Raw genomic sequence first — 14,017 nt, 5'->3', positions numbered from 1 at the left:
CGTCAAGATAACGGATTGCCCACTGTCCATGTGCCCGGTTTCCATGGCAGTTTGTTGGTCCGACCAATCTCGTGACAGCGAACAGATCGTCGACCCCATCGGCCAAAGACACCAGATCATCAAGCCGCCTTGCGAAGAAGTCGGCGAGACGCTTGATGGCTTTGGCATCTTCATCCTGGGGTTCAGTCTTTGCCGATAGGTGACGGGCGCATGGTTGCGACCAGTTCAGCGACCTTGATGCCGAATTTTCGCATTTCAGACTTGTTCATGATTGTTCCGTTGTCGGTCAGATACATCCAGTCGGTGACGTTCAGAACATGCCCTCCGGCGTCTTCTGGAAGAACGATCTTGTACGTCAGCGTCGCCGTGGACCCCGAAACCTCGCCCTTGGCTTCTCCTATGATGTCATCCGCGGTGGCGGTGAACGTATTCCCCGGCCCCAGTGTCAGAAACCATTTTCTGTTCTGCACTGCGCCGTTCGAATAGGTGAAATGCTCGGTCAACGTGCCGGTGTCACCGTCCCATTCTCCGACCATTTCTGCAACAAAGCTGCTGGTCATCTTGCCGGTTGGTCCGAAAATCAGCCCTTCGGACAGGATGGCTCCTGACAGGTGCTTCTTGATATCGAATGCTGGGTTTGTCTTGGCATAATCTAATGGTGATTGCGCCTGAAAGCTGAGAAAAAGCGTTTTGGCGAGAACGATCAGCATCGCAAGAACAAGAATGGCGGTCAGAATTTTCATTGGGCTCTATCCTTTTGAGCGAGCGAGAAAACAAACCCGATGGCGACGAGTTTGAGAACACAAGGTATGACAGCATAGGCAAGGTTCAGCGCGGTCAGTGCCTGTGCTGTGTTGGGCTTGCCGGGGGAAAAACCGTTCCACTCTAGCAGGGGCAGAACGGTGAAGGCCGCAAGCGCCAGGCCCAGCTTCCCGGCAAAGGACCAGAGCCCAAAGGCTGCAGATGCCTTTAACCCGGCGTTTGTCAGAGCGACGGAAAACATGGCGGGCAGCAGGACCATGTCCGCGCCCAGCGCCGCCCCTGAGGCAATACAGATCGCGGTAAACCCGGCCATGTTTCCAGGGGCCAGAAAGGCGGCACCGACAAAGCCGAGAATGGAGAGGGGCATTGCCAACAACAGGGTCTGTCTGTTGCCAAGGTGGCGGCTCACACGGACCCAGAGGGGTACGCTCACGCCTGCGCATAAGAAAAAGATGATCAACAGCAATCCCGACTTGCCAGACAACAGCAACCGGTCTTCGACAAAGAACAGGAACAGCGTTGACGTGATGGCAACTGGCAGGCTGTTGATCAGGGCCAACAGCAGCAACCGAAAGGCACCGGAACGGGCCATCCCGGACAGCGAAATAGCCGTTCCCAGAATTGGGGGCCGTCGCCAGATCGGGATGGTGGCCACCCCTGCCGCAACAGCGATGACCCCGAGAGCGAACCCAAAAACGCGATAGCCACCATCTGGTGCACCTGATGCTGCAAATATCGCCGGCAACACTGCCGCCAGAATCACGCCGGTCAACATGCCTGCCTCGCGATAGGCCGACACTGTCATGAGGTCTTTGGGCCGGGGGCTGTGCGCCAAAGTCGCGCTGCGCCCGTACAGCAGGATCATTCCAAGGCTGTAGGCTGAAAACAACAGGACCAGAACCGCCAACAATGCGACAACCACCTGCGGCCCGGGTTGCAATGCAAAGAGCAGCGGGAAACCGATCGCCAAACCACCAGCAGCCAACATTGCAAAGGGCAATTGCTGCCGAGGCCAGCGGTCGATGGCCCAGCCGATCAGCGGGTCCTGAATCAGATCAACCACCCGGATCGCCAAAAGCAGCGTTCCGACAACGCCCAACCCGATGCCCAGATTTACCGAGGCAAAGCGGGGGAGGTGGATGTACAGCGGGATGCCAGCCGCCGCCAGCATCAGTGCATACAGGCTGACCCTAGGATAGACCATCATTCGCCTTTGAGTTTACGGGTGAACGATGCCGAGCGGGTGTTTTCGCCGACAAAGATGGCCATAAAGCGTTTAGATATCTGCCGATAACCGAGCGAGCAGGCCGGAACATCATTTCGCCAAAAGTCGATCTGGTCTGGGCCTCTGGTTATCGCAAGATAGCGGTCTCCTTTGGCAACATCGTCGAAACAACGGGACAATTGGTCCTGTATTGGCAGGCGTGCGCCTGTGCGGCCCAGCTCATCCATGGTGCTCGCAACCAGATCTTTCTTGCTGATCTGGCGCAGATACTTCAGCTCAATCCCGAAATTCTGTTTCCAATCCAACGGCGCGCCAGCAGGCGTAAAGAGCCGCGCCTCGTAGATAGGAAGGCCGATGAACCGAAACACCGCTTTGCCGCGCAGGGTGGCATCCGACAAGGAGGCCTCGATTGCAGAGGCCTGCGATAGAGCCGGCGCACACAACAATGCCAGAATGACAAACAGCCTAGGCATGGGCCAACTCGACCTGAACCACGTTTGTATGCCCCACCGCAAAGGATGCTGCGCAGATCTCGAGGTAGTACTGCCAGTTTCGGAAAAAGGCGGTATCGAACCCCTGTTCCAGGATGCGTTGCTTTTGGGCGACCAAACGTGACCCCCAAATCCGGCAGGTTCTGGCATAGTCCTGGCCAAACGCAAAGCTGTCGCTGACTTGCAAATGCGCGTCGCGGGCCTGTTGCGCGATCACTGTATCAGACAACAGCATTCCCCCGGGGAAAACATATTGGCGGATATAGTCCGATGACGCTCGGTATGCGTTGAAATAGTCATCTTGAACGGTAATGGCCTGCAACAGGATCCGTCCACCTTCGGCAAGGCGTTGTTTCAAGGTGGCAAAGAATTCGGGCCAATAGCGTTCGCCGACGGCTTCGACCATTTCTATGGACACGATGTTATCAAATTTTCCGCTGATATCGCGATAGTCACGCAGCTGAATGTCAGCCGTGCCATCCAGCCTGCATTCGGCATAGCTGTGCTGGCTGCGTGATATGGTTACGCCGGTCACGTCGCGGCCTTCACGGGTCGCATGTTCTGCAAAGCCGCCCCAACCACAGCCGATTTCCAATACCTGTTCCCTGTCCGTCAGTCGGGACAACGCGCGGGCATTCTTGTGGGTCTGCGCCTTGGCCAGATCGGTGCAGCCGGATTGAAACAGACCCGAAGAATAGGTCATCCCGTCGTCCAACCACAGTTGGTAGAATTCGTTCCCAACATCATAGTGAGACCGGATGTTCTTGCGCGATCCACCACGGGAATTGGCCCGCAACACCCTGTCTACAAGACGAAATTTCATGTGGTTGAAAGCAGACGCCCGGTCATAGCGGCCAAAGTGTTCGCGATTGCGCATCGCCACGCTCATCAGCCCTTCGATTGACGGTGTGTCCCACAGTCCCTGAACATAGGCTTCGCCCAACCCCACCTGGCCATGGGCTGCCATCGCTGACACCGCTGACCAATCGCGGATCACCATTTCGGCTTCGGGTCCCGATGTCCCGAATTCATAGCGCTCACCTTCGGGCGTTCGCAGGGTCAGGCGTCCGTCACGCAGTTGCGCGCAGGTGGACAGGAATTCCGTTTTCAGGGCTTTGCTGGTCAAATGCATTTTGTGCTCCGCTGATTTCAAATGGCTGGTTGATCATGCGAACGATCCGCATGGCGCTGGCAATTCCGTCTTCGTGGAAACCGTTCCTGTTATAGGCACCTGCGTACCAGGTTCGGTTTTGGCCCTGCATTGCGCGAATAACGGTTTGGGCCCTCAGGGCCGCCTTGTCGAAAATCGGATGGTCGAATTCCGCCCTGTCATAGATCTTGTCATTGGGAATCTGGGATGATGGGTTCAGAGTAACAAAAAGCGGGTCAGTCTCGGGAATGTCCTGAAGCTTGTTCATCCAATAGGTGACACCTATGCCTTGGGGTTGCGATCGATAGGTCCAACTGGCCCAGGCTGCGCGCCGATTGGGCATCTGGCTGGTGTCGCAATGCAAAACTGCCGAATTCGCCTGATAGCGGATACTACCCAGTGCCTCGACCTCTTCCTGGGTGGCTTCCCCGCCAAGAATTTTGAGCGATTGGTTCGAGTGGCAGGCCAGGACGATTTCGTCAAACTGTGCCCGGTTTCCGCGGTTGTCGATCACGACCACACCGTCGGCGGATCTGTGAATGCTGGCAATCGGCGTGTTTTCAAGGATCTTGCAGCCACGGCCCAAAAGCGCCGTTTCAAGCCGCCGAACGTATTCGATACTACCCCCTTTGACGGTCCACCATTGGTGTTCCTTAATGCCCGCCAGCAACGCGTGGTTGCGAAAGAATTGAACCAGAGATTTTGCCGGGAAGGCATCGACGTTATCCACGGGCGTTGACCAGATGGCACCGCACATCGGCATGAGATATTTGTCGCGGAACCAGTTTCCCAATCCCAGTTCGTCAACCAGTTCTCCGATTGTCTTGTCGTCATCCTTTGCGGCCTGTTCGGCATGTTTTCCGAACCGCAGGATGTCGGCGACCATCTTGTAATACTGCGGCCGAACGAGATTGCGTTTTTGGGCGGTGATGGCTTTGAGGCTGTTCAGCCCGTATTCCAAAGACCCATCGTCGATGCTGGCACCAAAACTCATGTGGCTTTTGATGACAGGGACGTTCAGATCCCGAAACAGGCGTGTCAGATGTGGATAGGTTACGTAATTGAAGACAATGAACCCGGTATCGACCGGTTGGTCTCCATTCTTTCCGGCCAGGACGGTGCGCGCATGACCGCCAAGCCTGGGTTCGGCTTCGAACAAGGTGACGTCGTGATGGGCTGACAGGTAGTAGGCAGAAGACAAACCCGAAATGCCCCCCCCGACAATGGCAATCTTCTTTCGCCGCGCTTGCGTATGATCCAGCATGCAGTCCCCTTAAAGCTTGTGTTTAAAAGAGAATACGCGGGGTATTGGCAGTTGGATCATTTTGATTTTATTTTTGACTTTGGGTGATCCAGACAAGCGGGACACACGTATTTCAATTATGCTCGAACACATACAAGCGCAGACAAGTCATGCACGCCGCGGGAGCCTGAAAAATGCTTTTCGCTATGGTGTTGATTTTGTCCTGACCGATTTGACCGCACCATTGCCGTGGCCCATTTCCCGAAACCGCTTCAATCTGTGGTCGCTCTGGGATCGGCATCATGGCGGTCCTCGGGGGAACGGGCAGGGCGTCGAGTGGTTTCGAGAGGAGCTGTCAAAACGCGGATTTCCGCTAGACCGGGCCCAATTGGTTCTCCTGACCCAACCCAGTTTTCTCTGGTTCCACTTTAATCCGGTTAGCTTCTGGATTGCTCTGATCGACGGCGAACCCTGTGCCTTTGTGGCCGAGGTCAACAACACCTTTGGTCATCGCCATTGTTATTTTTGCGCCAACGACAATTTCGGCCCGATCCGGGAATCTGACATGCTGATTGCGGAAAAGATCATGCATGTGTCCCCCTTTCAAAAGGTGCAGGGCGATTACAGGTTCCAGTTCAAATTCACCAAACGGTCGATCAAAATCCGCATTGCTTACAAAAATGGCGATGAAGGTGTCATCGCGACATTTTCCGGTGCGCGGGGCAGGGCGACCAGCACGTCGTTAATGTGGGCGGCGGTACGTCGCCCCGCAGGCGCTTTGCGGGTCCTGGCGTTGATCCACTGGCAAGCGGCCATCCTGTTTCTGAAACGTGCGCCATTCATGAAAACCCCAGCGCCACCAGACAGTATTCTGTCCGAGACCCCAGTGTATCGGGAAAACCGGTCGTGAAAGAGTTTCAGGGCAAGACGATATGGCTCATCGGGGCCAGTGAGGGGCTGGGCCGGGCTTTGGCCAAGGCCCTGACCGACGCCGGAGCGCAGGTGATCGTGTCTGCACGCAATGAACGGCGGTTGGAGGAATTATGTTCCCAATTGCCAGGCGCGCGGGCGATTCCCATGGATGTCAGCGACGCCGTTTCCGTGCGCACGGCCTGTGCGGCGGTCGGCCAAATTGACGGTCTTGTTTACAACGCCGGGGCCTATGAGCCGGTGAAGACCACGGCCTGGGACAGGGATGCGGTTTTGACCATGGTGGATGTCAATTTCTGTGGGGCGCTCAGGGTTCTGGGGGAAATGCTGCCGTCGTTCCTGGATCGGGGGATCGGGGACATCACCCTTGTCGGTTCGCTTGCCGGGTATCGCGGCCTGCCTGCTGCAGTGGGGTACGGTGCCAGCAAATCCGCGTTGATCAGCCTTGCTGAAACCATGCGCCACGACCTCAAAGGCACGGGTGTTATTGTCCGCGTGGTCAATCCCGGTTTCATCAAAACCCGCCTGACCGTCAAGAATGACTTTAAGATGCCCATGATCATGGAACCGCAAGCGGCCGCTGAGCGTACTGTCAGGGCCATGCGGTCGCGCCGTTTCAGAACCGATTTCCCGGTGCCGTTCTCCTGGGTGCTGAAGCTATATGGAGTGCTTCCTGACTGGATCGTATATCGGGGTGCCTGACCCATTTACGTCCTGAACTCTGACCTGCAGGACAGATATGCGCGGGTTAACGGCGCGCACGTCATTTGCCAGAACACCTCAGCACAGGCCCCCAATGCCCGCGCCGTCTCAGAGAGCGGCGGTGGTTCCGCTCCTGTGTTTCGTGGCTGCAGCTAGCGAACTCAGATTTTGAAGAAGGGCTGCAAAAGGCGCGGCATGAAAGCGTTGAACCGCAGTGGTGCATCCGTTGCTGCAAGGCAAATGCAGGCCTCACCAGCATCTGCTGTTGGTGTGTGATGCAGGGTTTCGTCTCCGATTTCCAGATCCCCCACGCCAAAGCGACCGGTTTCATCGCTAAAGCTACCCTGGAGCACCAGGGTCAGTTCCAGACCATTATGGCTGTGATCCGGTACGGCCTGTCCAGGCGGGATCGACAACAATCGAACCGATCCTTCACGATCGGCAGACAGGATGCTCTGACGCACCCCCATCCCCAGTGTCTTCCAGCGGGGGGATGTGCCACGCAGGGCTTCGACGACCGGTCCTGGGTATACGCCCGCGCGGTCGTAAACAGGCTCTGGTGTATAGGGCTTATCCAACATCGCCAGAACATCCGTTTTAAGACGGCTGGAGACATCAATGGTGTCGCACCCTTCGAGCACAAGGCCTCCGACGGTTTGATGCGCTCCCAGCGCCGTACGGCACTGATCGCACAGCGAAACATGGCTCGCGACAACAACCGAATAGGCATAGGGCAGGGATCCGGCAGCATAGGCTGCCAGCATTGCGTCGGGGACATGGTGAGTGATTGCGGACATTTATCGCAGTCCCTTCAATTCGCGCCTCAGGCGTTCCAGCCCGAGACGTATTCGTGATTTGATAGTGCCCAAAGGAAGCCCGGTCTGTTCGCTGATCTGTTGATGTGTCAACTCGCCCAGATAGGCCTTTTCGACAATTTCTCGTTGATCCGCGCTCAGTTGCGCCAGTGCCTGTTTCAGATGGCTGGCTTCCTGATCAATGGCCAGGATCTGGCTGGCATCCGGCTCAGTTCCCGGATCTTCGTACAACTCTTCGGGTACGGGGCGGTTTTCCTTACGCCGGATGTCGATGTGTCGATTCCGGGCGATCTGATAGACCCATGCCGACACCTGAGCGCGATGTGGGTCAAACATCGCGGCCTTGCGCCAAACTGTGAGCATGACATCCTGAACAATTTCTTCGGCCTGTGCCGACGATGTGCCTTTGCGCATGATGAAGCCCTTCAGGCGCGGCGCAAAGTAGTCAAACAACGCCGCAAAGGCGTCTTTGTCCCGTCGGTCCCGAACCGCAAGCATCCAGGCCGTTTGGTCTGATAACTCCGTATTCTCTTGCGACAAAGATTTACCATCCCCTAAGAACATCTCGACATGCGACGGTCGAGTGCAGAGTTTATCAGCGCTAAGAGTAATCATAGCTCTATTACGTCCGCTTGGTGAAGTCGGATCAGAAAAAATTCGATTGTTTTGAACAAAGACGCACGATCAGGCCACTGGCCGCGATTTGAGGCACCGAACAGGTGCATGTATGTTTTGAACAGGTTGGATTGATCCAAAAAGGCGGTGCGTGCGTATTCGATGAAAAGGGAGATGCACACCATGCCTCAGAAATGGACCTCGGCAAACCGCCTGACGTTGGCATTATTCATGACACTGTTTCCTGCTCAGATTGCGTTGGCGGGAAATGAAAGCCGCTATGAAGCGTACCGGCTGTCAGACAACACATTCGAAGTCATTGCCGATTTCTCGGAGAATGCCATCTATTGGTGCGGTGCATCGCTCTATGCGCGGGGTGTTTTTTCAAATGACGCCACTCAGAAGATTTATGTATTACAAAGCCCGTCTCCCAGCATATCCAAGCCGAACTTTGTCTCAGTGCGATTTGGTTTCCAACCGCCAAAGGATGGCGCGACCTATTCTGGCTGGTCCAACAGCGTCGATATCATCGGCAACTCCCGGTCCATTGCCCAAGCTTTCAGTGGGTGCACGGAACGCTCAGCCAGCGGCTAAGACAGAGCAGCATCCGCCAAGCGGGAGCCAATTGGCGACCCCATGCCCACCGGGGTGTGCTGAGCCAGCGAAACCTGGCAGCAGTCGTGGACTGTGAAACGAAAGGCACAGCAAAGGGGGGGGGGCACACAAAACAGCCCTATGGATCTGGTTACGACAGAGCCATCCCGATAACCGCGGCCAAAGGGAGTGCATATATGCCCGTTATTTCATTTGGCGCAAAGTAACGCGAGAAAAAGAAATATTCTTGAACACGTTTGGCTATTTGAATTTGTCCCTAAAAAATACAATATTATGGTATGAAGGCTGAATAGAACGATCCATAAAACGACAGAAATACTTGCCCACCTCCAATTCCGCCTCCGCTCCAGCGGCGGCCAAAGTCATCTGAAGGAAACCATGGAATGAAAAAGAACCTGTTGATTGCCGCCATGCTCCTTTCGTCAACGGTCCTTGCTACGGGAATGGTTGTGGCCGATCCAATGACGCCTCAGGGCCAAAATGATGCAAGTTGGCGTTACACTGGCGCGTTCTATGCATTCCTGCCAGCGCGGACCACCGGAACAACAACGATATCTGGCGTCACGGTACCGGTCGATCTGGATCTGGGGCAGGTGCTGGAAAATCTCGACTTTGCTGCATCAGGTCGGCTTGAGGCTTGGAAAGGGGATTGGGGCATTCTGGTTGATGCAAATTATTACTCGCTGAGCGCCGATGGAAATCTCCCAGGCCCGGCGGGGGCACCAGTTGGGATCAATGTGCGGCAGGAATGGTTGGGGCTGATTGGTGCATACCGCATTGCGAATGGCACTTACGGCCAGAGCGGAAACCGATTTACCGTCGATCTTCAGGCGGGGGCTCGCTACAATTCGTTGCGCCAGACAGTCAACATCGCCACGCCCGTTCCAGGGGTGACACTGGGGGGGGATGAAAGCTGGTGGGAGCCCGTTATCGGAGCCCGTGGTAAATGGGAGCTGAACGACCGATGGACGACAGTTGCGTCAATGGAGTTCGGTGGATTTGGCGCAGGCGGGAATGATCTGCAAGTCGCGGTGAATGCCGGGTTTGACTATAAACCCTGGGAAAACACATCGGTCATATTCGGCTATCGCTACTTCAGCATGGATTACAGCACGACTTTGGCTGGTGGTCCGTTTGCCTATGATGTTGAACAACACGGGCCGTATATCGGTATCAAATACGTTTTCCAGTGATCCGCGGTTTGATCTGTCGCGCACTGGACGAAAGGGAGACGGGTATCTTCCGCCGCTGGTAACAGGGGGGGGAAGGTGCCGTTCTTTGGTTTTGGTTGCGGAAGGGTGCAACCAGCGTTGCCAGACGCAATAAAGGTGTTTTCCAACACACTGAAAAAGAGAAATGAGGTTGGTACGGCCCACAGGAGACCTCCAATATTGTGCCAGAAGCTGCGCTGCGGCTTCACCAAACCAGTCGCTATTGCATCGTGCCGTATACTCATCCGGTCAAGGACGGCAGTGCGGGCTTAACTGACCTTCATTCAGATCAACCTCTTCGGTGCTGATCGCCCAAACTTGTCCTTGTTGGATATTGGCGCAAAGGGCAAATCTGTAGCCACGGAAGATTGTCAACGTTGCTGAAACGAAGGCGTCGTCAGTTTCGGAAATGGAAAAATTTCTCGCCAAGGAACGAATGGCTGTCGAACATGCTTGATTCAAGAGCCGCATAGGCCGGGGTTACACCGGCCGGATCAGTCGGGTGTCATGCATGATGCAACACCATATGGCGGGCTCCCAAATTCAGTCGATGGTTGTTCAGTGTTTGGGAGAGTGAGTTCCGTGCCGAGATCAATATCTTGATCGAAATCTCATAAACAAGCATTGTTACCGGTATGGCCTTTAAAGTCGACGCATGGCTCACCGAACTAGGTTTGGATCAGTATGCCGATTCATTCATCACTAATGATGTGGATGACAGAGTCTTGCCGTTGCTTACTGGGGATGACTTAAAAGAATTGGGCGTAAGCTTGGGCCATCGCAAGATCATTTTGGCCGCTCTCAAAGACCTCAAAAACAACTTAGCTAGTCTTTCGACGCCCGAGCAGAAGCCATATCTGCGCGAGCAGCCCCTTCAGCCTGAACCCTCTCAAAGTTCTGGACACGCCGCACCAGATTTGGCGGTTTCGTCAAAACCCAATTCAAACGCAATAGCAGAGCGCCGCCACCTGACAGTTTTGTTTGCTGACCTCGTCGGATCAACCAAACTCACCAATCGTCTGGACCCCGAAGATATGCGCATCCTGTTACAGAGGTATCAGGATGCCGTAGCCGGTGCCGTCAGCCGATACGGAGGTTACGTTGCCAAGTATCTCGGTGACGGGCTCTTGGTGTTTTTTGGCTGGCCTAGCGCCTACGAAGATCACGCAGTTCGCGCTGTGAAAGCTGGGCTGGACGCGGTCGCGCGTGTGAAAGAGTTGGAAACGCCGGATGGCGAGCCGTTGGCCGTTCGGATGGGCGTCGCAAGCGGCGAAGTGGTCGTCGGTGATGCAATCGGAAAAAACACATACGAAGAAGGAGCGATGACAGGCCCGATCCTCAACCTTGCGGCACGTATTCAAGAGCACGCTCCTCCTAACACGATCGTCCTGCCAGAAGAGGAAACAGAAGCGGCGCTGCGCCGAATTTTCGAGTTTTCTTCACTTGGGAAAGTTGAACTCAAAGGGTTTGATGGCCAGCGCACGCTGTTACAGGTCGTTGCTGAGCGCAGTGCCGAAAGCCGATTTCGTGCTGCGCATCGCGGGGACTCAAACAGCGCTCTGGTTGGTAGAAACCTTGAAAACGGCATCCTTCATCAGGCTTGGCATGGTGCCAAAGGCGGTAAGGGCGAGGTTGTGTTGCTTGCGGGTGAGGCAGGCATCGGCAAATCCCGTCTGACCGAAGAGTTTCTGGCTGATGAAGCTATTGCAGGCAATGCTGATATAATAAGGCTGAACTGTTCGCCTTATCTCACCAGTAGTCCGTTCCACCCGGTTACCGAACGCATTTCTCAGGACGCTGGTGTCGAACCGGGTTTTGACGATGACCGTGTTCTGGAACAAGTACAGGCAATGCTCGAAACTAGGCAGGGTTTGGACATTGATCAGGTGCTTCCGGTTTTTGCCGCTCTGGTGGCACCGCGCAGTAAGGTTGCCCAGAAAATTCTAGATCTATCCCCACAAGAGCAGCGCGACATTACAATTCAGACATTGATTGACACCGTCAAAGCGCGCGCAAATGTGCGTCCGGTTATTCTGTTCATTGAGGATGCCCACTGGGTTGATCCGTCCACCAATGCTTTGCTGGATCGTTTCAAAGCCATTTGTGCGGATCTTCCGCTGATGCTCTTGATTACACACCGTCCCGGTTGGGAGTTGGACCGCGACGATGGCGACGCCCATGTACAAACGCTTCAACTGCGCCGATTTGATTTTGAACATGTTGCCAATTTGGTTCGAAGTATTTCCGGAAGCGAGCCAGAGCCAAACCTTGTTCAGACAATTGTTGAAAGAACAGATGGCATTCCACTGTTTGTCGAGGAATTGACACGCGCAATCGTAGCATCGGGTGAAAAAGGGAAATTCAAAGTGCCCTCGTCTTTGAAGGGCACTTTGATGGCACGCCTTGACGCTGTTACACCTGAAGCAAAGCAAGTGGCTTTGGCGGGCTCGGTAATAGGTCGCGAATTTGAACCGGCGTTGCTGCGGTCTGCAATGGATAAAGACGAGGCCGAAATTCGGAACTGCCTAGATGATCTTTGCAAATCGGGCCTGATATTCGAAAGCGGCCATAACCGTGGCCACTTTGTTTTCCGACACGCGCTGATCCGAGACACAGCCTATCAATCTATGCTGGCCTCAACCCGCAGGGAGCTGCACGCGAAAGTCGCCGGCGCTCTGACGCTGCTTCGATCCGTCGAAATCGAGCGTCGCCCTGAACTGGTCGCACACCATTTGACCGCCGCAGAAAATTGGGCAGCAGCATTTCAACGTTGGCAATCCGCAACCGAGATGGCCCTTGCTCGATCTGCCAGTCATGAGGCGATGGTGAACGCCAATGAAGCCCTTAATGCTGCGCACAAACTAGGGGGTGAAAACAGCCGGGAAGTGATCGTTGGCAAAATCCTTGTCGGAAGAGGCTATGATAGCGTCGGTCGATTGCCGGAAGGTATCGCCACTCTCAAAGAAGCGTCAGAAGCCGCCTGCAAGATCGGAGATGTTGAAATCGCGGCAGATGCTGCTCACCATTTCGCTGATTCAAGCATGATGGCGGGTGAATTGCATGAACAAGCCATCAAGGTTTGCCTGAAGGCTCTGAATGACTTGCCGGAGCATGATGAGGTCCGCCGGTGCAAATTGATGAGCCAGCTGGCGCGCACTTACATGTTCACGGGTCAATTTACGGCAAGCGCAGAATACAGTCAGCAATGTCTGAAGTTGGCGGCAAAACTGGGCGATCTTAAATCCCAATTCCACGTCATGATGGCGCGATTTGCTGCGTCATTTGTTGCAAGACAGGAAGACGAAGTGCGCGATTGGCGCCAAAACCTTGAGGCCATGCACAAGGTTGCCGAGAAATTGGGTACGATTGATCAGGGGCGGGACCGAACGCTGAGTCTGTTTGTCGGAGCAGAAATGGCGGATCGCCAGTTGATGGATAACTCGCTTGAGCTTTTGACCGAGATTTCGACCAAAGAAAATCACCGTCAGCTTTATTGGGTGCAAACACATGCCCGGGCGATGGTTGCCACCCTGGAGGGGGACTTTGAGCGCGCCGAGAGCTATGCCAACGAAGCTGTAAAGATTGGACGCCAAACGCATGGCAAACATGTTGAAGGTGTTTATGGCGTGCAGATGTTTACTATCCGCAGGGAGCAAGGTCGATTGCAGGAGGTCGCGCCCGTCATCAAACGCCTGATGACAGAGAGTTCTGGTGATGCGCGTTGGAAACCAGGTTTCGGAGTAGTCGCTGCCGAATTGGGCTTCATAGAACCGGCTGAACGCATACTGAACGAACTCGCTGATACTGGATTTGCGATTTCGCCAGACGCTATGTATTCGACAACACTTTCGTATCTGGCCGACATCTGTGTAGCGGTAGAAAACGAAAACCATGCCAAAACCATCTTCAGCATGCTGCTTCCTTACGAAAACCTTACAATCACTGCGGGTGCGACAACGGCCTGCATTGGTGCCGCAGCTCGTCGGCTCGGCAGCCTTGCCGCATTGATGGGGAATTGGGAAACGTCGGATAACTTGTTTGATAAGGCGATCAAAATTGACACGAGCATGGCCGCGCCACCATGGATCGCCCATAGCAAGGCGGCATATGCGTTTGCCTTGCGACGTCGCGGCCGTCTCAAAGATGCGGAACGTGCTATTCACCTAGAAGCAGAAGCGTTGGCAACGGCTCGGGATCTGGGTATGATATCCCTTAAATCAAAACTCGAAGGACAAGTGACCTAGAAACTCTGCGAACA

Annotated in this window: 12 protein-coding genes; 5 read left to right on the top strand and 7 right to left on the bottom strand. The window is 54.8% G+C overall.

What is annotated here, in order from left to right; genetic code table 11:
- Window positions 1-182: 182 nt before the first annotated feature.
- The 5 genes from K3727_17115 to K3727_17095 are packed head-to-tail and all read right to left on the bottom strand — an operon-like array spanning window position 183 to window position 4,892.
- Window positions 183-743 carry a DUF3833 domain-containing protein gene (locus K3727_17115; GenBank protein UWQ90472.1) on the bottom strand — a complete coding sequence of 187 codons (561 nt, stop codon included), beginning with the start codon at window positions 741-743 and terminating at the stop codon, window positions 183-185.
- Window positions 740-1,966: an MFS transporter gene (locus tag K3727_17110; GenBank protein UWQ93436.1), complete on the bottom strand. Its 1,227-nt coding sequence runs from the start codon at window positions 1,964-1,966 to the stop codon at window positions 740-742. The genes K3727_17115 and K3727_17110 overlap by 4 nt, the downstream gene beginning before the upstream one ends.
- Entirely contained in the window at window positions 1,966-2,460 is a 495-nt protein-coding gene (locus K3727_17105; GenBank protein UWQ90471.1) for a hypothetical protein, read from the bottom strand. Before K3727_17105 ends, K3727_17110 begins: the two co-directional genes overlap by 1 nt.
- Window positions 2,453-3,610 carry a cyclopropane-fatty-acyl-phospholipid synthase family protein gene (locus K3727_17100; GenBank protein UWQ90470.1) on the bottom strand — a complete coding sequence of 386 codons (1,158 nt, stop codon included), beginning with the start codon at window positions 3,608-3,610 and terminating at the stop codon, window positions 2,453-2,455. The genes K3727_17105 and K3727_17100 overlap by 8 nt, the downstream gene beginning before the upstream one ends.
- The gene (locus tag K3727_17095; GenBank protein ID UWQ90469.1) at window positions 3,549-4,892 is read right to left on the bottom strand and encodes an FAD-dependent oxidoreductase; all 1,344 of its coding nucleotides are present in this window, start codon (window positions 4,890-4,892) and stop codon (window positions 3,549-3,551) included. The genes K3727_17100 and K3727_17095 overlap by 62 nt, the downstream gene beginning before the upstream one ends.
- Window positions 4,893-5,010: 118 nt before the next feature.
- On the opposite strand from K3727_17095, the gene K3727_17090 reads away from it, so the two are divergent.
- Together K3727_17090 and K3727_17085 are read left to right on the top strand one after the other, a co-directional pair.
- The gene (locus K3727_17090) at window positions 5,011-5,781 is read left to right on the top strand and encodes a DUF1365 domain-containing protein (GenBank protein UWQ90468.1); all 771 of its coding nucleotides are present in this window, start codon (window positions 5,011-5,013) and stop codon (window positions 5,779-5,781) included.
- The gene (locus K3727_17085; GenBank protein ID UWQ90467.1) at window positions 5,778-6,503 is read left to right on the top strand and encodes an SDR family NAD(P)-dependent oxidoreductase; all 726 of its coding nucleotides are present in this window, start codon (window positions 5,778-5,780) and stop codon (window positions 6,501-6,503) included. Before K3727_17090 ends, K3727_17085 begins: the two co-directional genes overlap by 4 nt.
- Before the next feature lie 161 nt (window positions 6,504-6,664).
- On the opposite strand, the gene K3727_17080 is transcribed toward K3727_17085, so the two are convergent.
- Window positions 6,665-7,300 (bottom strand): ChrR family anti-sigma-E factor, encoded by a 636-nt coding sequence (locus K3727_17080; protein ID UWQ90466.1) that lies wholly within the window; start codon window positions 7,298-7,300, stop codon window positions 6,665-6,667.
- Window positions 7,301-7,816 carry a sigma-70 family RNA polymerase sigma factor gene (locus K3727_17075; GenBank protein ID UWQ90465.1) on the bottom strand — a complete coding sequence of 172 codons (516 nt, stop codon included), beginning with the start codon at window positions 7,814-7,816 and terminating at the stop codon, window positions 7,301-7,303.
- 300 nt (window positions 7,817-8,116) lie between these two features.
- Here K3727_17075 and K3727_17070 point away from each other — a divergent pair, with 300 nt between their 5' ends.
- The 3 genes from K3727_17070 (at window position 8,117) to K3727_17060 (ending at window position 14,003) form a co-directional block, all read left to right on the top strand.
- Complete coding sequence (locus tag K3727_17070; GenBank protein UWQ90464.1) at window positions 8,117-8,527, top strand: hypothetical protein; 411 nt, start codon at window positions 8,117-8,119, stop codon at window positions 8,525-8,527.
- 404 nt (window positions 8,528-8,931) lie between these two features.
- The gene (locus K3727_17065) at window positions 8,932-9,741 is read left to right on the top strand and encodes a hypothetical protein (protein ID UWQ90463.1); all 810 of its coding nucleotides are present in this window, start codon (window positions 8,932-8,934) and stop codon (window positions 9,739-9,741) included.
- A 653-nt stretch (window positions 9,742-10,394) separates the two neighbouring features.
- Complete coding sequence (locus K3727_17060) at window positions 10,395-14,003, top strand: AAA family ATPase (GenBank protein ID UWQ90462.1); 3,609 nt, start codon at window positions 10,395-10,397, stop codon at window positions 14,001-14,003.
- The last annotated feature ends 14 nt before the right edge of the window (window positions 14,004-14,017 follow it).

The organism is Rhodobacteraceae bacterium M382 (genome assembly GCA_025141015.1).
Taxonomy (GTDB): domain Bacteria; phylum Pseudomonadota; class Alphaproteobacteria; order Rhodobacterales; family Rhodobacteraceae; genus Aliisedimentitalea; species Aliisedimentitalea scapharcae.
Note: the sequence above shows the minus strand (reverse complement) of the source record. Positions and strands in the feature narration are given on the sequence as shown.